General features: G+C 70.3%; 21 protein-coding genes and 1 pseudogene. 8 read left to right on the forward strand and 14 right to left on the reverse strand.

Annotated elements, in window-relative coordinates; genetic code table 11:
* Positions 1 to 27: 27 nt before the first annotated feature.
* From AC1DYN_RS07085 to AC1DYN_RS07135, 11 genes are all read right to left on the reverse strand, one after another.
* Positions 28 to 561, reverse strand: a complete 534-nt coding sequence (locus AC1DYN_RS07085; protein ID WP_477958419.1) for a F0F1 ATP synthase subunit delta — start codon at positions 559 to 561, stop codon at positions 28 to 30.
* 2 nt (positions 562 to 563) lie between these two features.
* A complete protein-coding gene (locus AC1DYN_RS07090; protein WP_477958420.1) occupies positions 564 to 1,034 on the reverse strand; it encodes a F0F1 ATP synthase subunit B in 471 nt (156 codons plus the stop codon).
* Positions 1,035 to 1,086: 52 nt separating this feature from the next.
* Positions 1,087 to 1,350 (reverse strand): F0F1 ATP synthase subunit C, encoded by a 264-nt coding sequence (gene atpE, locus AC1DYN_RS07095; RefSeq protein ID WP_047487532.1) that lies wholly within the window; start codon positions 1,348 to 1,350, stop codon positions 1,087 to 1,089.
* 55 nt (positions 1,351 to 1,405) lie between these two features.
* Positions 1,406 to 2,251 carry a F0F1 ATP synthase subunit A gene (atpB, locus tag AC1DYN_RS07100; RefSeq protein ID WP_477958421.1) on the reverse strand — a complete coding sequence of 282 codons (846 nt, stop codon included), beginning with the start codon at positions 2,249 to 2,251 and terminating at the stop codon, positions 1,406 to 1,408.
* Between the two features lie 19 nt (positions 2,252 to 2,270).
* Positions 2,271 to 2,738 carry an ATP synthase subunit I gene (locus AC1DYN_RS07105; RefSeq protein ID WP_477958422.1) on the reverse strand — a complete coding sequence of 156 codons (468 nt, stop codon included), beginning with the start codon at positions 2,736 to 2,738 and terminating at the stop codon, positions 2,271 to 2,273.
* Positions 2,739 to 2,853: 115 nt separating this feature from the next.
* On the reverse strand, positions 2,854 to 4,437 hold the full coding sequence (locus AC1DYN_RS07110; protein ID WP_477958423.1) for a glycerol-3-phosphate dehydrogenase/oxidase: 1,584 nt from the start codon (positions 4,435 to 4,437) through the stop codon (positions 2,854 to 2,856).
* Between the two features lie 81 nt (positions 4,438 to 4,518).
* Positions 4,519 to 5,415: an SMP-30/gluconolactonase/LRE family protein gene (locus tag AC1DYN_RS07115; protein WP_477958424.1), complete on the reverse strand. Its 897-nt coding sequence runs from the start codon at positions 5,413 to 5,415 to the stop codon at positions 4,519 to 4,521.
* The gene (locus AC1DYN_RS07120) at positions 5,415 to 6,275 is read right to left on the reverse strand and encodes an aldose 1-epimerase (RefSeq protein WP_477958425.1); all 861 of its coding nucleotides are present in this window, start codon (positions 6,273 to 6,275) and stop codon (positions 5,415 to 5,417) included. Before AC1DYN_RS07120 ends, AC1DYN_RS07115 begins: the two co-directional genes overlap by 1 nt.
* A gap of 93 nt (positions 6,276 to 6,368) precedes the next feature.
* A complete protein-coding gene (locus tag AC1DYN_RS07125) occupies positions 6,369 to 7,184 on the reverse strand; it encodes an HpcH/HpaI aldolase family protein (protein WP_477958426.1) in 816 nt (271 codons plus the stop codon).
* Positions 7,185 to 7,205: 21 nt separating this feature from the next.
* The gene (locus AC1DYN_RS07130) at positions 7,206 to 7,715 is read right to left on the reverse strand and encodes a GNAT family N-acetyltransferase (protein ID WP_477958427.1); all 510 of its coding nucleotides are present in this window, start codon (positions 7,713 to 7,715) and stop codon (positions 7,206 to 7,208) included.
* 22 nt (positions 7,716 to 7,737) lie between these two features.
* Positions 7,738 to 8,424 carry a cytochrome b/b6 domain-containing protein gene (locus AC1DYN_RS07135; RefSeq protein WP_477958428.1) on the reverse strand — a complete coding sequence of 229 codons (687 nt, stop codon included), beginning with the start codon at positions 8,422 to 8,424 and terminating at the stop codon, positions 7,738 to 7,740.
* 138 nt (positions 8,425 to 8,562) lie between these two features.
* On the opposite strand from AC1DYN_RS07135, the gene AC1DYN_RS07140 reads away from it, so the two are divergent.
* The 5 genes and pseudogenes from AC1DYN_RS07140 (at position 8,563) to AC1DYN_RS07160 (ending at position 16,737) form a co-directional block, all read left to right on the forward strand.
* Complete coding sequence (locus tag AC1DYN_RS07140) at positions 8,563 to 9,756, forward strand: M48 family metalloprotease (protein WP_477958429.1); 1,194 nt, start codon at positions 8,563 to 8,565, stop codon at positions 9,754 to 9,756.
* Positions 9,749 to 15,070, forward strand: a complete 5,322-nt coding sequence (locus tag AC1DYN_RS07145) for an AAA domain-containing protein (RefSeq protein WP_477958430.1) — start codon at positions 9,749 to 9,751, stop codon at positions 15,068 to 15,070. Before AC1DYN_RS07140 ends, AC1DYN_RS07145 begins: the two co-directional genes overlap by 8 nt.
* Positions 15,071 to 15,152: 82 nt before the next feature.
* Positions 15,153 to 15,572, forward strand: a pseudogene (locus AC1DYN_RS07150) (YciI family protein); the annotation flags it as partial.
* A 54-nt stretch (positions 15,573 to 15,626) separates the two neighbouring features.
* Positions 15,627 to 16,052 carry a VOC family protein gene (locus tag AC1DYN_RS07155; RefSeq protein WP_477958482.1) on the forward strand — a complete coding sequence of 142 codons (426 nt, stop codon included), beginning with the start codon at positions 15,627 to 15,629 and terminating at the stop codon, positions 16,050 to 16,052.
* 49 nt (positions 16,053 to 16,101) lie between these two features.
* On the forward strand, positions 16,102 to 16,737 hold the full coding sequence (locus AC1DYN_RS07160) for a DsbA family oxidoreductase (protein WP_477958431.1): 636 nt from the start codon (positions 16,102 to 16,104) through the stop codon (positions 16,735 to 16,737).
* On the opposite strand, the gene AC1DYN_RS07165 is transcribed toward AC1DYN_RS07160, so the two are convergent.
* Both AC1DYN_RS07165 and AC1DYN_RS07170 read right to left on the reverse strand, forming a co-directional pair.
* The gene (locus AC1DYN_RS07165) at positions 16,738 to 18,120 is read right to left on the reverse strand and encodes an ATP-binding protein (RefSeq protein ID WP_477958432.1); all 1,383 of its coding nucleotides are present in this window, start codon (positions 18,118 to 18,120) and stop codon (positions 16,738 to 16,740) included.
* Positions 18,117 to 18,797 carry a response regulator gene (locus tag AC1DYN_RS07170; protein ID WP_477958433.1) on the reverse strand — a complete coding sequence of 227 codons (681 nt, stop codon included), beginning with the start codon at positions 18,795 to 18,797 and terminating at the stop codon, positions 18,117 to 18,119. The genes AC1DYN_RS07165 and AC1DYN_RS07170 overlap by 4 nt, the downstream gene beginning before the upstream one ends.
* Positions 18,798 to 18,941: 144 nt before the next feature.
* On the opposite strand from AC1DYN_RS07170, the gene AC1DYN_RS07175 reads away from it, so the two are divergent.
* Positions 18,942 to 19,799, forward strand: a complete 858-nt coding sequence (locus AC1DYN_RS07175; protein WP_477958434.1) for a MipA/OmpV family protein — start codon at positions 18,942 to 18,944, stop codon at positions 19,797 to 19,799.
* A gap of 18 nt (positions 19,800 to 19,817) precedes the next feature.
* Here AC1DYN_RS07175 and AC1DYN_RS07180 read toward each other — a convergent pair whose 3' ends face one another.
* Positions 19,818 to 21,077: a DUF805 domain-containing protein gene (locus tag AC1DYN_RS07180; protein ID WP_477958435.1), complete on the reverse strand. Its 1,260-nt coding sequence runs from the start codon at positions 21,075 to 21,077 to the stop codon at positions 19,818 to 19,820.
* A gap of 250 nt (positions 21,078 to 21,327) precedes the next feature.
* Here AC1DYN_RS07180 and AC1DYN_RS07185 point away from each other — a divergent pair, with 250 nt between their 5' ends.
* Positions 21,328 to 21,588, forward strand: a complete 261-nt coding sequence (locus AC1DYN_RS07185) for a helix-turn-helix domain-containing protein (protein ID WP_477958436.1) — start codon at positions 21,328 to 21,330, stop codon at positions 21,586 to 21,588.
* Between the two features lie 4 nt (positions 21,589 to 21,592).
* Positions 21,593 to 22,948, forward strand: coding sequence for a type II toxin-antitoxin system HipA family toxin (locus AC1DYN_RS07190; protein WP_477958437.1), 1,356 nt, complete (start codon positions 21,593 to 21,595; stop codon positions 22,946 to 22,948).
* Positions 22,949 to 23,000 lie beyond the last annotated feature (52 nt).

The raw sequence follows: 23,000 nt of genomic DNA on the forward strand, positions 1-23,000 counted from the left end.
TGCTGTCGTCTGCGGCGCCCTTGCGGGTCAGGCCGTCAACGCCACCTTCATTTGTTCGAGACGGGCCTTGACCGAGGTGTCGAGCACCTCGTCGCCGACCACCACGCGCACGCCGCCGATCAGTTCGGGCTCGACCTGGACGCTGGCATCGAGCTTGCGGCCGAAGCGCTTCTCGAGCGACGCGACAACCGCAGCGAGCTGGCCCGCATCCATCGGGAACGCGCTGTAGACCGTGGCCTCCGACACGCCCGAGCGCTGGCTGGCCAGCGCATGGAACTGCAGCGCCACCTCGGGCAGCGCAGCCAGCCGGCCGTTCTCGATCATGGCGCGCAGCAGGTTGCGCAGGTGCTCCGACAGCGGCGTCTTGACCACCGCCGAGATCACGTCGAACACCTGCTCGGCGCTGGTCTTCGGGTTGTCGGCGAACTGGCGCATCTGCACGTCGGCGGCGACCGCGGCCACCGCGTCGAGCTGCCCGGTCACCTGCGCGAGGTCGCCGTTGCCGGAGGCCTTGAACAGGGCTTCCGCATACGGGCGGGCGATGGTTGCGATCTCGGCCATGGTCAGAGTTCCGTCTTCAGGCGGTTCAACAGGTCGGCGTGGACGCCGGCGTTGACTTCCTTGCGAAGGATCTGCTCGGCGCCCTTGACGGCCAGGCCGGCGACCTGCTCGCGCAGGGCCTCGCGGGCCTTCACCGATTCCTGTGCGGCCTCGGCCTTCGCGGCGGCGACGATCTTCGCGGCTTCCTCGCTGGCGCGGGTCTTGGCCTCTTCGACCATCGCCTGGGCCAGGCGCTCGGCATCGGCAAGGCGCTGCGCGGTCTCGTTGCGCGCGGTGGCGAGCTGTTCCTCGACGCGGCGGTTGGCGGCGCTCAGGTCGGCCTTGGCCTTGTCGGCGGCGGACAGGCCGTCGGCGATCTTCTGCGCACGTTCGTCGAGCGCCTTCACGATGGGCGGCCACACGAATTTCATCGTGAACCCGACCAGGATCAGGAACACGATCATCTGCGCGATCAGCGTAGCGTTGATGCTCACGTTGTTGCCTCTGGAACGAAAGAGAGGGAGGTTTCCGGGGGGCCGGAACAGCTTACTTCGGCAGGTTGGCGATCTGGGCCAGGAACGGGTTGGCGGTGGCGAACCACAGCGCGATACCGGTGCCGATGATGAAGGCCGCGTCGATCAGGCCGGCCAGCAGGAACATCTTGGTCTGCAGTTCGTTCATCAGCTCGGGCTGGCGGGCGGCCGACTCGAGGTACTTGCTGCCCATGATGCCGATGCCGATGCAGGCGCCGACGGCACCCAGACCGATGATGAGGCCGGCGGCGAGGGCAACAAAGCTAATGACTTCCATGGTGACTCCTTTTTGGGGTTTGCGAGAGAACGAACGAAAAAACGGGGAACGCGGATCAGTGGTGGTCGTGTGCCTGGCCCACGTAGACGAGGGTCAGCATCATGAACACGAAGGCCTGCAGCGTGATGATCAGGATGTGGAAGATGGTCCACACCGAGCCGGCGATGATGTGGCCGAGGAACAGCGCGATGCCGGTGCCGGTGAAGGCGAAGGCCCCGCCCATCAGCGCGATCAGCATGAAGATCAGTTCGCCGGCGTACATGTTGCCGAACAACCGCATGCCGTGCGAGACGGTCTTCGCGACGAACTCGATCACCTGCATCGCGAAGTTGACCGGGTACAGGAACCACTTGTCGCCGAACGGGGCCGAGAACAGCTCGTGCACCCAGCCACCGGCGCCCTTGATCTTGACGTTGTAGAACAGGCAGACCAGCAACACGCCGAGCGACAGGCCCATCGTGATCGACAGGTCGGCGGTCGGCACGACGCGCAGGTACGGCAGGCCGACGGTGTGCGAGTTGAGCCACGGCAGCAGGTCGACCGGCAGCATGTCCATCGCATTGAGCAGGAAGATCCAGACGAACACCGTCAGCGCGAGCGGCGCGACCATCTTGCGGCTCTGCGCGTTGTGGACGATGCCCTTGGCCTGGCTGTCGACCATCTCGACCAGGATCTCGACGGCGGCCTGGAAGCGGCCCGGGCGGCCCGAGGTCGCCTTGCGTGCGGCCAGCCACAGCAGCCAGCAGCCGATCGTGCCGAGCACGATGGTGAAGAAGACGGAATCGAGGTTGATCACCGAGAAGTCGACGACCCCTTCCTGGTGCTTGTTCTGCAGATGGTGCAGGTGGTGAATGATGTATTCACCGGCGCTTGGGGCGTGCTCTTGGCCTTCGGTCGTCATTCGTGAAACCCTGTATCCATCAGCGGCGGCGCCACAACAGCGCCAGCCAGTTCACTTTCATGCACACCACCATCGTGACCAGCAGCACCGGCCAACTGAGGTTGGGCACAACTTTTGCTGCAATCACCAGCATCGCGATGGCAACTGCAATCTTCAACATTTCCCAGAACATGAACCCGACGGCCGCAGCCACCGGGCTTCCTGCTCCCCGCGTCATTCCCCTGGCCAGCAAGGCCGCCGGAAGAACCACCGCCGCCCCGCCGTACAACGCCGACCAGGCAGCTCCCGAACCCGCGGTGACGGCCGCGATGACCGTGCACAGCACGCCTGCCAGCGCCTGGACCGCCACCACCTTCCAGGGCGACACCTGGGGGATGCTTGCTCGCAAGGCCTGGGCTTCTTCTCGCGTCAGGGTCTTGAAAGCACGGTCGTCGGTTGCATCTTCATCCGACTGACCCTGCCTGGCTCCAGCGTGGGGCGTATTCATTGCTGGAGCTTCATGGCAGGAATCGAATCGAGAGCGGCAAAGCCTCGGGATTATAGGGGCAAGCACGGGGCTTCCCTGACACACGGGGACACGCACGCGAGGGAACTGTGCCGGCTCAGGGGAGTTCGAGGTAGCGCCGGGCCAGGTCCCTGAAGGATTGCACCGATCGGGCGGGGTCGAACGGCGGGCCCAGTTCGTCGCCCAGCAGGCGGCCGACCTCGGGGGCGATCCGCAGCGCCTCGCGGGCATCCAGGAACAATAGCCGGCAGCGCCGCGCCAGCACGTCCTCGACGGTGCGCGCCATTTCCGAGCGCACCGCGAAGCGCACCATCGCCTCGGTCAGGCCGCCGTCGCCATCGCGCCACAGCCAGCGGTCGGCGCCGGGCAGCGCGCGCACGGCCGGCAGGTCGGTGCCGTAGCGGGCCTCGCCGGGGCTTGCGGTCAGCGAAACAGCCGCCTGCACCGGCGCCCCCACCAGCGGCAGCCGCACCGTGACGCCGGCCGGCCGCGCCGCCAGCAGCCCGGCTTCGAAGCAGCGCGCCAGCACGTCCTCGGCCATCGCGCGGTAGGTCGTCCACTTGCCGCCCGTCACGGTGACCAGGCCGGAGCGCCCGACCAGCACCGTGTGCTCGCGCGACAAGGCCTTGGTGTTTCCGCCATCGTCTTCCGGCGGCTTGACCAGCGGACGCAGGCCCACCCACACCGAGCGCACGTCGGCCCGCGTCGGCGCCCGGCTCAGGTAGCGGCCCGATTCGCGCAGGATGAACTCGACCTCGTCGTGGAAGGGTGCCGGCTCGGGCGCCAGGTCGTGCCGTGGCGTATCGGTGGTTCCGAGCAGCGTCTTGCCCAGCCACGGCACCGCGAACAGCACGCGGCCGTCGGCGGTCTTGGGGATCAGCATCGCGTGGTCGCCGGGCAGGAAGCTGCGGTCGACGACCAGGTGCACGCCCTGGCTGGGCGCGACCATCGGCGCGCGGCTCGGTGCATCGGGCTCACGGTCGAGGTCGCGGATCGCGTCGACCCAGACGCCGGCGGCGTTGACGATGCAGGCGGCGTGCAGGCTGAAGCGCTCGCCGCTCTCGCTGTCGTGGGCCAGCAGGCCCTTGACGCGGCCGCCCTCGCGCAGCAGCCCGTCGACGCGGCAGTGGTTGACGACGCAGGCACCGCGCTCGACGGCGGTGCGCGCCAGCGTGACCGCCAGCCGGGCGTCGTCGAACTGGCCGTCCCAGTACTTGACGCCGCCGTGCAGGCCGTCGGGCCGCACGCCGGGCAGCAGCGCGCGTGTCTGCGCGGTCGACAGAAGCTGCGTATCGCCCAGCCCGCGCCGGCCCGCCAGCGCGTCGTAGAGCTTCAGGCCGATGCCGTAGAACCAGCGCTCCCACCAGCGGTAGCCGGGCATCACGAAGGCGAGCGGCTGCGCCAGGTGCGGCGCGTTCGCGAGCAGCGTCGCGCGCTCGTGCAGCGCCTCGCGCACCAGCGCGACGTTGCCCTGCGCCAGGTAGCGCACGCCGCCATGGACCAGCTTGGTCGCGCGCGACGAGGTGCCCTTGGCGAAGTCCTCGGCCTCGAGCAGCACGACACGCAAGCCGCGCGCCGCCGCGTCGAGCGCGACGCCGAGCCCGGTCGCGCCGCCGCCGATCACCGCCAGGTCCCAGGGCGATGGATCGCGCAGCCGCGCGAGCTGCTCGTTGCGGTCCATCAGCCGCCGCCGGGCCGCCCCAAGGCGGCTGAGCGCCCCCTCGGGGGGCAGGAATGACGTGACGTGGGGGCCGTCATCCTCTCAGCCGAAGAGGGTGGCGGGGAGTCCGGGGACGGCGACCCGGAACGCCAGCACGCGGCCGGCCAGAGGCTGATTCGCCAACTCATCGGCCGGCCGCTTCTCGCGCGAGGTCGTCACGTACAGCGTCTTCAGGTCGGCACCGCCGAAGCACGGCATGGTCGCGCAGCGCACCGGCAGCTTCAGCTCGTCCAGCACCTCGCCCGACGGCGACAGGCGCAACAGGCGCTGGCCCTCGAACATCGCGGCCCAGTAGGCGCCCTCGCTGTCGACCGCCGCGCCGTCGGGGCGACCGCCGTAGGTGGCGAGGTCCTGGTCCGGCTGCTTCAGCGGGAAGCGCGCGAACACGCGGCGCGGTCCGGGCCGGCCGGTGGCGCCGTCGAAGTCCATCGCGAACACCGTGTGCGAGGTGGTGTCGCTCCAGTACATCGTGCGGCCGTCCGGGCTCCAGGCCAGGCCGTTCGACACCGTCACGTCATCGGCGACGCGCTGCAGCGCGCCGTCGCTGAAGCAGTACAAGGCCGCCAGCGCCGGCTTGCGCGGCTCGTAGATCGTGCCGACCCAGAAGCGGCCCTGCGGGTCGCACTTGCCGTCGTTGAAGCGTTCGAGCGCGGGGTCGTACGGCGCGGCCGCGAGCGGCGTGCGTTCGCCTGTCTTCGTGTCGAAGCGCCACAGCCCGTCGCGCATCGCGAGCAGCATGCCGCCGTCGCGCATCGGCGCGCAGCTCGCGACGTCGGTCGGCAAGGCCCAGCGGTCGTGCCGGCCGCTCGCCGGATCGAAGCGGTTCAGCGCGAAGCCCGGGATGTCGCACCAGTACAGCGCCTGCTCCACCGGGTGCCACAGCGGCGATTCGCCGAGCACCGAGCCCGGTGCCGGCACCGCGTCGAAGGCGGGGTCCATCACAGGGGCGAAACGTCGATCTTCATCCACGCCTCGAAGCTCTCGCCCGGCTGCAGCGTGCGCAGCCCGTGCGCTGCCGGGTCGGCCATGTGGATCGCATTGCTGACGTGGCTGACCGGCTCGACGCAGTAATACGGCTTCTCGGACGGCGTGTAGACCACCAGGTAGGGCAGCGACGAGGTCACCTGCATCGAGAACTTCTCGTCGCGGATGCGCGCCGGGCCGGTCCAGCCTTCGAAGCAATTGTCGAAGCCGAGGTGCGACACGTCGCCGTCGATGCCCGGCTGCGGGTGCTTGCGCACCGGCAGCTGCGTCGCATCCGAATCCCAGCGGTCGGACAGGTCGATGTGCAGCCGGCTGCGCTCGCGGCGGTGGAAGTACGGGTGCCAGCCGATGCCCGCCGGCTGCGCGGCGTCATGGGTGTTGGTCAGCACCATCTGCAGGCCGCATTGCGACGCGGTCAGGCTGAAGTACTGCCGGGCCTCGAACGGGAACGGCCAGTGCTCGTCCGGCACGTGCACGTAGCGCAGCACCAGCTCGGTGGCGCCGGTCGACACCACCTCCCACGGGCGCTTCCACGCGACGCCGTGCACCGAGTGCGGGCTGTCGTCGAAGTTGGCGGCGGTGGTGTAGTCCTTGCCCTTCCAGCGGAAGCGCCGGTAGCCGAGGCGGTTCGAGTACGGCACCATCGGGAAGCTGGCGGACAGGCGCGGCGACTCGAGCGCGCCCGGCTCGGTCGAGCGCAGGATCGGTTGATCGCGGTGCCACAGGCCGGCGATGCTGCCGCCCAGGTCGGGGCGGATGGCCAGGCGCAGGGCGCCCGCGTGCAGTTCATAGCTGTTGTTCGACGATCCAGTCATTGGCCTTCCCGGCAAGGGGTGGAAAAACACGGTGCGCCATGCTACGCCCGTACCGCGATGAAACCGGCCGCGAGCGGCGATCTTTGGGGGTGGTCAATAGGCCGCCGAGGGCTGCGTGCCACCAGCCAGCGTGTGCACGTGCTCGGTGTCGCGCGTGCGCAGCGCGGTGATCGACGCCTGCGCGCCGCGCATCATCAGGCCCAGGTCGGACGAGATCGCGACGAAGTCGAAGCCGGTCGCCCGGTACTGCGCCACCACCTCGGGCGTGCTGCCGACGGTGCCCACCGGTTTGCCGGCCGCCTTGCAGCGCTGCACCGCCTGCGACATCAGGTCGAGCACCGCGGGATGCATCGGGTTGCCGACATGGCCCATTGCCGCCGACAGGTCGGCCGGCCCGAGGAACACCGCATCGACGCCCGGCACCGCGACGATGGCCTCGAGCTGCGCGATCGCCGCCGGCGTCTCCAGCTGCACGATCGCGCCGACGTGCTGGTTGGCCGTCTTCACGTGGTTGGCAAGGGTGCCGAAGCGCGAGCCGCGGTTGACGCCGGCGATGCCGCGCACGCCCTCGGGTGGGTAGCGGGTGGCGGCAATCGCGCGCCGCGCCTCGTCGGCGTCCTGCACGAACGGGAACATCAGCGTCGTCGCGCCGGCGTCGAGCACGCGCTTGACGACGACGGTGTCGTTCCACGGCACGCGCACCACCGGCAGCATCTTGGTCGACGCCACCGCCTGCAGCAGGTGCACCAGGTCCATCAGGTCGACCGGCGAATGCTCCATGTCGAGCACGCCCCAGTCGAAGCCGGCGCAGCCCATCGCCTCGGCGACGATCGGGCTGCCCGACGAAATCCAGGTGCCGATCGGCGGATGCGCGCCGGACGAACCGAGAAGCTGTCGGAATGCATTCATGCGGGCCTTCCTTCCGGAGTGTCAGTAGGTCGAGCTCTGCCAGTCCAGCGACGCCTTCAGGTAGTGCGCGCCGGGGATCGGGTTGTAGTAGTAGGGCGGCACCTCCTCGAAGCCGAGCGAGGCGTACAGCCCGCGGGCCGACTCCATGTCGTCCAGCGTGTCGAGCAGCATCGACGAATAGCCGGCACGGCGCGCCTCGTCGATCAGCGCCTGCGCCAGCACGCGGCCGAGCCCGAAGCGGCGGAACGCCGGCCGCACGAACAGCCGCTTCATCTCGCAGGCATTGGCATAGTCAGCATCCGGCAGCGCCCGAAAGGCGCCGCAGCCGGCCACCGCGCCGTCGACCACCGCCAGCAGCAGGCGACCCGACGGGTCGGCGTACTCGCCCGGCAGTTGGGCCAGTTCGCGCTCGAAATCCTGGAACGCCAGGTCGATGCCCAGGCTGTCGCCATATTCACGCACGATCTCGCGCGTCGCGTCGATCAACTCGGGCGAGTCGGGCACCAGCAGCTGGATGACGGGGGTATCCATCGGAGACCGAGTTTAGGCCTTGTCAGTTCTGCAGGCTCCAGACCCAGCCGGCACCCGCCGCGCAGGCCAGCAGCAGCACCGCCGCCAGCAGCCGCGTCGCGGCGCTGTCGCGCGAGGCCGGGGCATCCGCCGGCAGCAGCTTGTCGCCGCGCAACATCGCGCCGGTCAGGTTGTGGCCCTTGCGCAGCAGGTAGAACAGGATCGCGGCGATGTGCAATGCCACCAGCGTGTAGATCAGCCACTGGCCCCAGGTCTTGTGCCACGAGGTCAGCAGGCTGCTGGTGGCACCGCTCACATACTTGATCAGCGGGCCGGTGGTCGAGATCTCGTCATCGGCGACCAGCCCGCTGGCGACCTGGGCCACCAGCAGCGCCAGCAGCGCGAACACCGACAGCGCGCCGGTCGGGCTGTGCCCCACCTCCAGCCATTCGTCGCGCCCGGCCCGGCCGCGCAGGTGGCGCAGCAGCGTGGCCGGCGCGTAGATGAAGCTCGCGAAGCGCGACCAGCGCCCGCCGACGAAGCCCCACAGCAGCCGGAACGCCAGCAGGATCAGCACCATCAGCCCGAAGCGCAGGTGCCATTCCATCGCATTGCCACCGATCTTCGCGCTGGCCACCGAGCCGACGATGCAGATCACGAGCAGCCAGTGGAACAGGCGGGTCGGCAGGTCCCAGACGCGGACGCTGCGGGGGGCGAACGGTGACTCCATGGCGGGCACGGCCCCGGGGGCCGGTGGTGGCGATGCCTCGAAAGATAACCGACTCGGGTGACGCGGGGGCTGGCTACACTCGGCGGCGGTCCGGCTCCTTCCTCCTTGCTGTCCATGCTCGATGACACCCCGCCGGGCTTGCCCCGCCTGTCCCCGCTGCCCTACCTGCAGGCCGTCGTGCGGTGGCTGCGCACGGCCGAGCCCGAGGTCTGGCACTGGGCCTCGTCGGCGCAGGCGCGCGACGAGCATGCCGAGGCGATCCGCAGCGACCTGCTGAAGGGAAGCTACCGGCTCGATGCCGATGCCCACCCCGCCCTGCACGCGCATTGCGCAGCCGCGGCGCAGCGCCTGGGCCTCGCGGTGCCGGTGACGCTGTACCAGGGCCCGGACACCGGCGGCACGATGAATGCCGGCCTGTATTTCCTGCCGGCCGAGGCGCACATCGTCCTTACCGGCCCGCTGCTGGAGCGGCTGAAGGGCCCCGAGCTGGAAGCGGTGCTGGGACACGAGCTGTCGCACCACCTGCTGTGGTCGCGCGACAACGGCGACTTCCACACCGCCGACCGCATCCTGTCCGGCACCGAGGCCGACCCGCGGGCGGCGCCCAGCCACCTGCAGACGGCGCGCCTGTACCGCCTCTACACCGAGGTCTTCGCCGACCGCGGCGGCGCGGTCGCGAGCGGCGGGCTCGACGCGGCGGTGGTCGCGCTGGTCAAGACGCAGACCGGGCTGGCCGAGGTCAGCGCCGCCAGTTACCTGCGCCAGGCCGACGAGATCTGCGCGGCCGACGCCGCCCCGTCGCGGTCGCACAGCCACCCCGAGGTGTTCGTGCGTGCCCGCGCGCTGCGGCTGTGGTGCGAAGGCGATGCGCAGGCCGATGCCTGGCTCGCCGGCGCGCTGGAGGGCGGCCTGTCGATCGATGCGCTGGACCTGCCCGGCCAGCAGCAGTTGACCGCGCTGACGCGCCGCCTGGTCGGCGAGCTGCTGCGCCCGGCCTGGCTGCGCTCGGATGGCATGCTGGCGCACGCGCGGCGCTTCTTCCCCGATTTCCAGCCGGCGGACGCCGCCGATGCATCGCTGGCGGACGACATCGCCGCGCTGCCCGGCATCCATGCCTACGTCGCCGCCGTGCTGCTCGACTTCAGCGTCTGCGACCGCGAGCTCGACGACGTGCCGATGGCCGCCGCGCTGGCGCTGTCGGCCCGGCTCGGTACCGACGCCGCGTACGAGAAGCTCGCGCTGAAATCGCTGCGGCTGACGAAGCGCCAGCTCAACAAGCAGCGCCAGGAGGCCGCCGCGCTGCTGCAGCGCACCGGAGAGCGCCATGTCTGAGCCGGCCGCGCTGCACGCCCTGCTCGACACCGGAGCAGCCCATGGCGGGTTGCAGACCGACGATGTGCTGGCACTGGTGCTGCCGCTGCTGCGCGAGGTGGCCACGCTGCACGAGCAGGAGCGCGTCGCGGCGCTCGGTGGCGTGCACGCGCTGCGGCAGGACCTGGCCGGCACGCTGGTGCTGGCCCGCCCGCAGGGGCAGGCGCCGCAGCACAACCCGGGCGCGGTCGCCGCGCTGCAGGCACCGCCCGCGTCGGTGCTGCGCGTGGTCGGCGAGACCCGGCTGACGCAGGATGCAGAGCACGGCACCGAGCTGCAGGACCTGTCGGTGCAGGGCGACCCCGCGGCAACGCCGACGCGCCCGGTCTACCTGCCCGACTACCACGCGTGGGAACAGAAGCTCGGCCACCACGACGCGCTGAGCGACATCCTGTGCCTGGGCCAGGTGCTGGCCAGCCTGACGCTCGGCCTCGACTTCTGCCGCGACGACGAGCTGCGCCGCTTTGCCGAGCACCGCGAGAACCTGTTCGCGCTGCAGGAACGGCTGCACCCGGTGGTGGCCGGCGTGATCGTCGAGATGACGGCGCTCGACAGGCACCAGCGCAGCCGCGACCTGCCGTCGGTGATCCGCCGGCTCGAGAGCTACCGCGAGCAGCCGCAGGACCTGGCGCTGTCGCGCCTCGCGCCGCAGGAGGACGGCGTGGTGGCGCGCCGCCGCGCGGTGCAGACCCACCTGCGCGACCGGCTGTTCGACCTGTCGCGGCGCAACCGGCTGCTGCATTTCCGGCCGACGCAATCCAGCGTCAACCTGACGGTGGCCAGCGTGCCGCTGGTGGTCGACCTGAAGAGCATCCGCCTCGACCGGCTGTGCACCTGGGGCGGCACGTTCGCCGACGAGGTGCTGCAGGGCGGGCGCGTGGCGCTGGCGGGCTGGCTGCGCTTCGAGGACCAGCCCTACCTGCCGGGCGCGCTCGACCGCATCATCCAGGAGTCGCGCCGCGACCGCGCCGACTACGGCTTCTCGCAGCTCTCGCTGGTGCTGGCCTTCCTGCGCTGGCACGACCTGAAGGAAGCACGCGACGAGCGCATCGTCTCGCCGCTGCTGCTGTTGCCGGTCGACCTGGCGCGCAAGAAGGGCGTGCGCGACCAGTACCTGCTGCAGACCGACAGCACCGAGGCCGAGGTCAACCCGGTGCTGCGCCAGCAACTGCGCCAGCTGTACGGCATCGTGCTGCCCGAGACGGTCGACCTGAAGCAGCAGCCGCTGGCCGACTTTCATGCGCAGCTGCAGGCGCAGATCGCCGCCACCGAGCCGGGCGTGCAGCTGCGGCTGGTGCAGGAGCCGGCGATCGAGCTGATCCACCAGCGCGCCAAGCAGAGGCTGGAGCAGTTCCGCCGCCGCCAGGGGCCGCGCGCGCCGGTGGTGGCGCCCGCCGCCGCCACCGACCACAGCTACGCCGCCGACGACTTCCGCCCGCTCGGGCTGAAGCTGTTCCACGAACGCGTGCTGCCCTCGCCGCTGCCGCTGCGCGAGGCGGTGGGCGCGCAGCCGGTGCCGCGCCGGCCGCAGATGGCGCCCGACCAGGCCGAGGCGACCACCTTCGCGCTGCGCGAGGCGGCCGCCAACCCGTACCGCTGGGACCTGGACCTCTGCAGCGTCACGCTCGGCAACTTCAACTACCGCAAGATGTCGCTGGTGCGCGACTACAACGCGCTGATCGAAGCCGACCTGCCGAACCCGGCCTTCGACCGGGTGTTCTCGCTGCAGCCGCGCGCGCTCGAGGCCGAGGCGCCGGCCGCGTTGCCGCCGGGCGAGCACTGGGCCGTCGTCAGCGCCGATGCGACGCAGACCGCCGCGGTCGCGCTGGCGCGCCGCGGCACCAGCTACATCATCCAGGGGCCGCCGGGCACCGGCAAGTCGCAGACCATCACCAACCTGATCGCCGACCACGTCGGGCGCGGCAAGCGGGTGCTGTTCGTCTGCGAGAAGCGGGCCGCGATCGACGTGGTGTTCCATCGCCTGCGCCAGCAGGGGCTGGACGAGCTGTGCTGCATGATCCACGACTCGCAGGCCGACAAGAAGGCCTTCGTGCTGAACCTGAAGCAGACCTACGAGCACTGGCTCGCGTCGGCCGACGGGCTGGATGCGCTGGCGCAGCAACGCCAGGGCCTGGTGGCCGGCATCGAGCAGGACCTGCAGGCGCTGCAGCGCTTCGACGCCGCGATGCGTGCCAGCCCGGAGCACGTCGGCCGCAGCGTGCGCGAGCTGGTGGAGCGGCTGGTCACGCTGCACGGCCACGAGAGCGCGCTCGCGCCGCGCCAGCGCGAGGCGCTGCCGCCCTTCGCCGCCTGGCAGCGCCATGCCGACCTGGCCCGGCGCCTGCAGCAGACCTTGCTGGAGACGAGCGGCGAGCCGTCGTTCGCGCGCCACGTGTTCGCCCACCTGGCCCCGGCCGTCGTGCGGCATGAGCGCCCGCTGGCGCAGCTGGACCTGCTGTGCGACCGCGCCGAAGCGCTGCTCGACCGCTGCGGCGACGCGCTGGCCGCCGCGTGGCCGGAAGCACCCGCCTTGCACGCCGATGAACTGCAGGTCGTCACCGCGCAGGCCGCCCGGCTCTGTGCGTTGCGGCAGGCCCATGAGGCCGCCTTCGGCCGCACCCAGGCCTGGCGCGACAAGCCCTCGCCGCAAGAGACCCTCCAATGGCTGGACCAGGCGCGCCGCCAGGAGGCCTCGTTGCTGCGCTGGCTGCAGCCCTCGTGGTGGCGCCTGTCCAAGACCGTCGCGCAGCGCGGTGCGCAGGCCGGGCGGGCACCCAGCCAGGTGCTGGCCGAGCTGCAGGCCGAGCACGAGGCCGCGGCCGCGCTGCAGGCCGAGCGCCAGCGGCTGCAGGCCACCGCCGGCAGCGTCGACAACCCGCGCCTGCAGGCCTTCCAGCGCTGGATGCTCGAGCACCCCGGCAACGATGCGCTGGCGAGCTTGCAACCCGATGCCGAGGCCTTGCACGCGCTGCTGCTGCAACTGCTGGCCGACCCGCACGCGCAGGCACTCGAGGCGCTGGGCCCGCTGGTGCGCGACCTGCGCGAGCACGCCGACGCGCTGCCCGACCTGCTGCCGCTGCTGCAGGAGCTGGCCGATGCCGAGCCCCGGGTGGCCGCCACGCTGCGCACGCTGGACCTGCCGGTCGACGCCCTCGAGCACGCGGTCGCGCTGGAAAGCCTGGAGCGCGTCTACCGCGGCGAACGCTGGCTGCCGCGCTTCGACGGCGCGGCGCTGGCCCGCCACGCCGGCCGGCTCGGCGAATCGCAGCACCGCCTGCTGTCGCTGAACGCGCAGGTGCTGCGCGCCGGCGTGCGGCGCCGTTTCCTGCAGAACGTGCAGCGCGCCGGGTTGTCGGCGGCCCAGCTCGACGCCGAAGGCAAGCGCTTCAAGAAGGCCTACAACGCCGGCCGGCGCGAGCTGGAGCACGAGTTCGGCAAGACCATGCGCTTCAAGTCGATCCGCGAGCTGGCCAGCGCCGACAGCGGCGAGGTGGTGCGCGACATGAAGCCGGTGTGGCTGATGAGCCCGCTGTCGGTGTCCGACACGCTGCCGCTGGCGGCCGACCTGTTCGACGTGGTCATCTTCGACGAGGCGAGCCAGATCCCGGTCGAGGAGGCGGTGCCGGCGCTGTACCGCGCGCCGCAGGTGATCGTGGTCGGCGACGAGATGCAGCTGCCGCCGACCAGCTTCTTCGCATCGGCGCGCAATGATGACGAAGGGGACGGCGGCGCGCTCGCGGTCGAAGAGGAAGGCGAGCGCTTCGCGGTCGTGCTGGATGCCGACAGCCTGCTGAACCAGGGCGCGCGCAACCTGCCGGCCACGCTGCTGGCCTGGCACTACCGCAGCCGCTACGAATCGTTGATCGGCTTCTCGAACGCGGCCTTCTACGCCGGCAACCTGTTCACCATCCCCGACCGCGGCGTGCCGGCCGACGGGCTGCCGCCGATCGCGGTGGAAAGCCGCGCGCTGACGCCCGGGGCGGTCGCGGCCGGCGCCGATGCGCTGCTGTCGCGCGCGATCAGCTTCCACGCCGTCTCCGATGCGGTCTACCTGCAGCGCCGCAACGAGGGCGAGGCGCGCTACATCGCGCAGCTGGTGCGCGAGCTGCTGCAGCGCGGCACCGGGCACAGCATCGGCCTGGTCGCCTTCTCGGAGGCCCAGCAGGGCGCGATCGAGTCGGCGCTGGAGGCGCTGGCCACCGAAGACCCGGCCTTCGGCGCGCGCCTGGAGGCGGAAAGCGTGCGCGAGGAGGACGACCAGTTCTGCGGCCTCTTCATCAAGAACCTGGAGAACGTGCAGGGCGACGAGCGCGACATCATCGTGCTGAGCATCTGCTACGGCCGCGGGCCGGACGGGCGCATGCTGATGAACTTCGGCCCGATCAACCAGCGCGGCGGCGAGAAACGACTGAACGTGATCTTCAGCCGCGCGCGCCAGCACATGGCGGTGGTCAGCAGCATCCAGCACGAGGCCATCACCAACGACTACAACGAGGGCGCGGCGGCGCTGAAGCACTTCCTGCGCTATGCGGCGCTGGCCTCGCGCGGCGACCGGGTGTCGGCACAGCGCGTGCTGGAAGGCCTGAACCCGATGGGGCGCACGGCGCTGGGTGGCCAGGCGCACCCGGAGCAGGTGGTCGCGCAGCTGGCAGCGGCGCTGCGGGCACGCGGCCATGCGGTGGACGAGCGGGTCGGCCAATCGCGTTTCCGCTGCGACCTGGCGATCCGCGTCGAGGGGCAGGACCACTACGCGCTGGCGGTGCTGGTCGACACCGCGCAGCACTATGCGAACCCGGACCTGCTGGAGCGCTACGTGTCGCGGCCGCGCATCCTCGACGGCTTCGGCTGGCGCGCGGTCCAGGTGCTGGCACGCGACTGGCTGCACCAGCCGGCGGCGGTGCTCGACGCGATCGAGCGGGCGCTGCGGCATCCGCCGGAACCCGCGGCCGATGAGCCGGAGGCCGTGGCGGTACCGGCCGAGGGTCTGGCCGAAGAGGCGGCCGGCGCAACGCCGGTCGTGGTCGCGCCTCCCGAGCCACCGGCCCCGCCCGCCTTGCCCGGCCGCCGCTTCGAGTTCGTCGAGGGCGGTTCGGCCAAGTTCTGGCAGGTCGCCTGCAGCGGGAGCGAGGTCACCGTGGTCTTCGGCCGCCTGGGCACCGGCGGGCAGACCCAGGTCAAGGCCATGGCGAGCCCGCAGCGCGCACAGCAGGAGATGGACAAGCTGGTCGCCGAGAAACTGAAGAAGGGCTACGTCGAGGTCGCTGTTACAAAATGATCGGCGCAGCATGTCGATTCCGAACCGGCAGGGACGTCGTGGAGATGAAGCCACCGCTTCCCACCCAACCCAGGAGACCTCCATGCGATTCATGATCATGATCAAGGCCGACAAGAACTCCGAAGCCGGCGTGATGCCGGACACGAAGCTGCTCGAGCAGATGGGCCGCTTCAACGAGGAACTGGTGAAGGCCGGCGTGATGCAGGCCGGCGAAGGCCTGCAGCCGAGCAGCAAGGGCGCGCGCGTGCGCTTCCAGGGCAAGGAACGCAGCGTGATCGACGGCCCGTTCGCCGAGACCAAGGAGCTGGTGGCCGGCTTCTGGATCTGGAAGGTCAAGTCGCTCGACGAGGCCATCGCCTGGGTCAAGCGCTGCCCGAACCCGATGCCGGGCGATTCGGAGATCGAGATCCGCCAGATCTTCGAGGCCGAGGACTTCGGCGCCGAGTTCACGCCCGAGCTGCGCGCGCAGGAAGAGAGCCTGCGTTCGCAGATCGACGCGCAGCAGGCCAGGCCGGTGAACCCGGTGCCGCCCGCCACCGGCGGCACGCCTTACCTGGTGATCAAGGGCGCCGCCGACGCGATCGCCTGGTACCAGAAGACCTTCGGCGCCGAGATCGTGATGCGCATGGACGCGCCGGACGGCAACCCGATGCACGCCGAGCTGAAGGTGGGCACGGCGCAGTTCATGCTGACCGAGGAACAGCCGCAGCACGGCGCGCTGAGTCCGAAGACGCTGGGCGGCTCGCCCTGCTCGGCGCTGCTGTACGTGCCCGACGTCGACGCGGTGGTCGCCAAGGCCGTCGCGGCCGGCTCGACCATCACGATGCCGGTGGCGGACCAGTTCTGGGGCGACCGCAGCGGCCACTTCATCGATCCGTTCGGCCACCAGTGGTTCATCTCGACGCACAAGGAAGACCTGACGCCGGCGCAGATCGACGAGCGCGTGCAGAAGCTGTTTGCGCAAGGCGGCGGCAGCTGCTGAGAAGCCCCGCGGCACATCGGGAGATCGTGCCTCGGGTCCAATCCGGGGCATGAAGATCGATTTCGTTTCCGACGTGTCCTGCCCGTGGTGTGCCATCGGCCTGAAGTCGCTCGAGGAGGGCATCGCCCGCCTCGGCGGCGAGGTGAAGGTGGACCTGCACTTCCAGCCCTTCGAACTGAATCCCGGCATGGCGTCCGAGGGCCAGGACATCGGCGAGCACCTGAAGCAGAAGTACGGCGCCAGCGCCGAGCAGCGCGCGAGCAGCGGCGAGGCCATCCGCCAACGCGGCGAGGCGCTGGGCTTCACCTTCCGGATGGACCTGCGCGGTCGCATCTACAACACCTTCGACGCCCACCGTCTGCTGCACTGGGCCGGGCTGGAAGGCAAGCAGCTGGCGCTGAAGCATGCGCTGTTCAAGGCCTACTTCACCGACGGGCAAGACCCGAGCTCGCACGAGCTGCTGGTGAAGGTGGCGGGCGAGGTCGGGCTGGATGCGAACCGGGCGCGCGAGGTGCTGGCGTCGGGCGCGTATGCCGACGAAGTGCGCGAGCGCGAAGAGTTCTACCGCCAGCACGGCATCCAGGCGGTGCCGTCGGTGATCATCAACGACCGCCACCTGATCCAGGGCGGGCAGCCGCCCGAGGTGTTCGAGCGGGCCTTGCGCGAGATCGCCGCGGCGGCGTGATCAGCGGCGCGGCCAGCGCACCGTCACGCGCAAGCCGCGGCCATCGGGACCATCGGCCAACTCGACCGTCGCGCCATGGCGGTCGGCCACCGACTTGACGATGGCCAGGCCGAGCCCGCTGCCCGGCTGCGCCTGGTCGGGCACGCGGAAGAAGCGGTCGAACACCCGCTCGCGCCAATCGGGCGCGATGCCCGGGCCGGCATCCTCGACCACCAGCGACGCATCCGCGCCCACCCGCACCGTCACCGTCGAGCCCGCGGGCGAGTACTTGACCGCGTTCTCGACCAGGTTGTCGACCAGCGAGGTCACGCCCTCGCGTTCGGCCACGATCTCGCAGCGCTCGGCGGCCGCGAACTCCAGCTCGACGCCGCGCTGCGTCGCCAGCCCCGACAGCGCCGCCAGCCGGTCCTGCACCAGCTCGTCGAGCGACAGCCGCGCGGCCTCGGTGCGGCCGCTGTCGCTGCGCATCAGCCCCAGCAGCTGCGCCACCAGCCGGCTCGCCCGTTCGCCGCTGCGCACCAGGCCGTCCAGCAACTCGGCATCGCGCGCATCCCCACGGTGCGCCTGCAGCGCCTCGACGTTGATGCGCATCGCCGCCAGCGGCGTGCGCAGCTCGTGCGCCGCATCAGCAATGAAGCTGCGCTCGCGCGCCAGGCTGGCCGCCACGCGCGCGAGCAGCGTGTTCACCGCATCGGCCACCGGCCGCAGCTCGCGCCAGGCGCTGCCGAAGCGCAGCGGCGCCAGGTCGGCCGGGCTGCGCGCCTCGATCTCCTGCGAGAAGCGCCGCCACGGCCGCAGCGCGAGCCGCACCGACCACCAGGCCGGCAGCACCAGGAAGGGCAGGCTGATCAGCAGCGGCAGGATCAGGATGCCACGCTCGCCGAGCGCGAACAGGATCGACACCGCATGGCCGGAACGGATCAGCGTGACGCGCGCCTGCGACTGCGCCGACTGCTGCGTGTACGTGCGCCACGGCGTGCCGGCGATCGTCAGCTTCTCGAGCCGGCGCCGCTGCACCGCGGGCACCACGCCGGGCGCGCCGGGCGAGGCATACAGCAGCCGGTCACCAAGCCAGACGTTCATCGACATGCGCAGCGCCGGGTCGTCCTCTTCGTGGTTCTCGCGGCGCTGGAACACGTCGAGCTTGCGCAGCACGTCCTGCAGCTGCTCGGGCCGGTCGGACAGGCTGTCGACCAGCGCGAGGATCATGTCGGCCCGCGGGCCCATGTGACCCGGCTCGAAGATCTCGTCGTAGCGCGCGGTGTCCCAGACGAAGTAGGCCATCGCCGCCGACCACAGCAGCAGCACCGTCAGCATCTGGGCCAGCACCAGCCGGCTGACCAGCGAGCTGCGCAGACGCTTCCACAGCGCGACGGGCGTCATGCGCCGCCCTGGGCCGGCGCGCTGCGGTCGATCACGTAGCCGACGCCGCGCACGGTGCGGATGTAGCCCGGCCCGATCTTGCGGCGCAGGTTGGACATGTGCACGTCGAGCACGTTGCTGCCGTTGTCGAGTCCGCCGGGCAGCACCTGCTCTTCGAGCACGCGGCGCGTCAGCACGCGGTCGGCGCGCTTCATCAGCAGGCACAGCAGCTCGAACTCGCTGCGCGACAGCTCGACCGCACGGGCGTCGACCGTCACGCGCATCGTCGCCTCGTGCAGCGCGAGCTGGCGGATCTCGAGCGTGTCGTTGACCAGGCCGAAACTGCGCCGCGCCAGCGCGCGCACGCGCGACAGCAGCTCGGCCAGCGCGAAGGGCTTGACCAGGTAGTCGTCGGCGCCGCTGTCCAGGCCGGCCAGCCGGTCTTCGAGCGCATCGCGCGCCGTCAGGATCAGCACCGGCATCGGCATGCGCTCGCGGCGCAGGCGCGCCAGCAGCGCCAGGCCGTCGCCGTCGGGCAGGCCCAGGTCGAGCAGCACCAGGTCGCAGGCCTGGGTGTCGATCGCGTGCAGCGCGTCGCCCAGCCGACGCACCCAGGTGACCTGCAGGGCCTGGTCCTCGAGCGCGATGCGCACGCCGTTGCCCAGTTCGAGGTCGTCTTCGATCAGCAGGATCTTCATGGCATGGCTCATGGACACCGATTGGAGACGCCGAACCTGAAGGTCGGGTGAAGGGCAGGGCCTTCACCCGACCTTCATGAAGGATTCAGGTTCGCTTCAGGCGGGCTGCCGACACTGCCATCATCCCAACCGAGAGACACTCCCATGTTCACCGATTCCATCGCCTTCCGAAAGACCCGAATGATCCTGCGCCAACGCCTCTTCCATCCGATGATCCCCACGCTGCTGACCGGCGCGCTGGCGCTGCTGAGCGCCTCGCTGGCCCTGGCGGACGAACCGGCCGCGCCGGCCGACGACAGCTGGCAGTTCACCGTCGGCCTGGGCGTCGGCAGCATCCCCAAGTACCCCGGCAGCGCCGAACACAAGGTGCGTGCCTTCCCGGTGCTGGCCGCCAACCAGGGCCGCTACTTCATCGGCGGCGTGCCCGGCGCCGGCGTGCCGGCGGGCGTCGGCGCCTTCATCATCACCGACCCGCACTGGCGCGTCGGCCTGGGCATCGGCGGCAACCTCGAGAAGCCGCGCAAGGAATCCGATTCCGACCGGCTGCGCGGCCTGGGCGACATCGACGGCACCGCGCTCGGTGCGGTGTTCGCGAGCTACACCGACGCCTGGTTCACCGCGCGCGCCAACGTGGTCGGCGACATCGGCGGCAAGCACCAGGGCGGGCGGCTGTCGTTCGACGTCGAGGGCAAGTACAGCCCGGCCGAGGGCCTGGTGCTGTCGGCCGGCCCGGGGGTGACCTGGGCCAGCCGCAGCGCGATGCAGACCTACTTCGGCATCGACGAGCAACAGGCGGCGCGGTCGGGCCGCGCGCTGTACACGCCGCGCTCGGGCATCGAATCGGTGGGCTTCACCGTCGGCGCCGATTACCAGATCGACAAGCAGTGGGGCGTGGGCACGCGCGTGTCGACGCGCAGCCTGCAGCGCGACGCGGCCGACAGCCCGATCACCGAGAAGAAGGCGCAGAACAGCGTCGTGGTGTTCACGGCCTACCGGTTCTGAAGTCGCGAAGGCGCGGGATCAGCGCAGCTTCACCCACTGCCCGTTGACGTTCACCAGCTTGCACGGACCGGTGTAGGCCTTGCGGTCGGCCTCGCAGGCGGCCATCGCCTGCGTCGCGGCCTCGCGCAGCGACGACTGGCCGGAGCGCCAGCCGAAGGCGCCGCTGTCGGAGGCCGCGAAGGCCTTGTGGTTGGCCTGGCCCAGGTACTCTTCGGTGAAGGCCTTCAGCGCGGCCGGGCCGGCGATGCGGTCGGTGGCCTGTTCGGCGGCCGGGTCGAACTGCTCGACGGCAGGCGTCTGGGCTGCGCGCACCCGCTTGGTGTACGAACGGTACGAGAACATCGAACCGACCAGCACCAGCGCCATCAGCACGGCCATGGCCATGGCAACCGCGCCGTTGCCCTGGCGCGGCTGCGGCCCGTAGTCGTTGTCGCCTTCGGTGCCGGACCAGAACATCATCACCAGGCTGCCGACGTTGCCGGCATACGGCACCAGCAGCGCGAGCGACCACCAGCCGCTGCGGTTCAGGTCGTGCAGGCGCAGCGCGCTGACGCGCATCGCCCACACCAGGAACACGACGAACATCAGCACGAACGGCACCAGCACGCCCATCGAGCCGAAGGCCGGCATGACGATCGCGGCACCGATGCCGGCCAGCGCGATGCCCACCATGCTCAGCATGCCGGCATTGAAGTAGGCGAGGCGGCCCATGCGCCCCTCGAAACTCAGGCTCCACAGCGGCGGCAACTCGTCGGTCGGCTCGAAGCCCGTGCCGCCGACGTCGGACTTGGGCGGCGCGAAACGGCCGCCATTGCGGGCCGCGAGCCGTTCGGCCCGGGCGCGGTCGAGTTCTTCCTGCTTGTTGGCCTGCGCCCGCGGGATGTCGGTGGCGCAGTTGCGGCACAGCGTCCGCATCGACTGGCGCTCGCCGCAGTTGGGGCAAGTGACCTGCTCTTCGAGCAGCGACAGCGCCGGAGTGGCCGGTGCCACCGGCGCGGGCGCCGGTGCCGGGACGGCCGTCGGCTTGGGGGTGGGCAGGCCGTCCATCGGCTCGACCTGCACCTGCATGCCCATCTTGCGCAGCCTCTGCACGTAACGGTCGGCATCGTCGTGCCCGAGGGAGCGCTTCAGCACGGTGCGCCCCCCGGCAAACACGTTCTCCAATCGGTCGCCTTCGAGCTGGAACGCGCGGCCGAACGCGCGCTTGACCTCGTCCAGGCTGAACCCGCTCAGCAATTCGCCGGCGAACACCAGCCGCACCTGTGCACTGCCTTCCATCGCTTCCCCCAGGGCATTGCCCTCACCTCGTTTGGGGCGAAAGCATACGTTCTTCCGATGGATCCGAAACAGTCTGATACAGCTGCGGCGGGGCGAAGTCGGTGCAGGTTGTCACGGGACACATGGAAACGGAGGGGGATATGGCCATCCAGCACAAGTCATTGGCTGTTTCTTGCGAATACAGCTCATGATGCGTAAATTAAATTAACAGACCATACTCTGTTTATCAAAAATACAGTGCGAGGCCTGTATGAGTGAGTTCACCGTCCGCACGTCGGACCAATTGCCCACCTTGCTTCAGGCGTTTCGCAAGGAAGCCGGCCTGACGCAAAGCGAGACGGCATTGCGCCTGGGCGTGACCCAGCAGACCTATTCCGCGCTGGAGCGCAACGCCGAGAAGGTGGGGGCTGCACGGCTGCTGAAGCTGCTCGGCATCCTGGGCGTCGAGCTCGTGCTGAGCAAGCCGTCGCCGCCAATGGGACCCACCGATCCGCACAAGCCGGCCTGGTGATCCAATGGGACGCCGATCACACGCCCGCTCGCTGGGGCTTTGGATGAATGGAGCCTTTGTCGGCACCTGGAGCCTGGCACCGAACGCGCCGGACACGCTGCAGTACGACCCGGGTTGGGTGCGCTCGGAGCAAGGCCGCCCCCTGTCCCTGTCGCTGCCCTTCACCCCCGGCAACACGGCGCACCGCGGTGCCAAGGTCCGCGCCTGGTTCGAGAACCTGCTGCCGGACAGCAAGGACATCCGCGAGCGCATCGCACGACGGTACAGGACCGGCACCATTGACGCTTTCGACCTGCTGGCGCAGATCGGCCGGGACTGCGTGGGCGCGCTGGAGATCCTGCCGATCGACCAGGCATCGGCAGGCCTGTCGCCTTTGCAGGCGACCCCGCTGACCGATGCCCAAGTTGCCGAGGTGCTGCGCGGCACCACGATGCCCGGAACGCTGGGCCTCGTCACCGGCGATGACGACTTCCGCATCTGCATCGCCGGCGCACAGGAGAAGACAGCGCTGCTCCACCTGGACGGACGCTGGTGCCTGCCCCGCGGTGCCACGCCGACGACGCACATCGTCAAGCTGCCGCTGGGACTGATCGGCGGCATGAAGATCGACATGCGCGACTCGGTCGAGAACGAGTGGCTCTGCTCGTTGATCCTGAAGGCGTTCGGCCTGCCGGTGGCGTCGTGCCAACCGATGCAGTTCGACGGGATGAAGGCCTTGGTGGTCGAGCGCTTCGACCGCGCCTGGTGGACCAGCCCGGCCGGCGACCAGCGGGTCATCCGGCTGCCGCAGGAAGACATGTGCCAGGCCACCGGCGTGCCCCCGGATGCCAAGTACGAGGCCGACGGCGGGCCTGGCGTGGACCGCATCATGGACGTGCTGGAGGGCTCGATGGCCCACGCGCAGGACCGCAGGACCCTCTTCCAGGCCCAGCTGCTGTTCTGGATGCTGTGCGCCACCGATGGGCATGCGAAGAACTTCAGCCTGTTCCTGCGCCCGGGCGGACGCTACCAGCTCACGCCGCTGTACGACGTGCTGTCCGCGTACCCGGTGCTGGGCGAGGGGCCGTCGAAGATTTCGCCCTTCAAGGCGAAGATGGCCATGGCCGTGCGCTCGAAGAACGCGCACTGGAAGATGCGAGACATCCATCGCCGCCATTGGCTGGCGCTGGGTGCGCGCCATGGGGTGCTCACCGAGGATGGGCGACCGGTGGAGTTCGTTGTCGATGAGCTGGTGGCGCGGACACCGCAGGTGGTGGCCACCGCGCGAAAACAGCTACCGGCGACCTTCCCCCCGTCCCTGGCCGACAGCATCCTCGAAGGACTGCTGGATGCAGCGAACAAGCTCGCAGAGCAGGGCTGAGCCGGAAAAGCAAAAGCCCCGGACAGCGAACTGTTCGGGGCTTGCGAAGACT

Source organism: Rhizobacter sp. P2_D12, assembly GCF_056404395.1.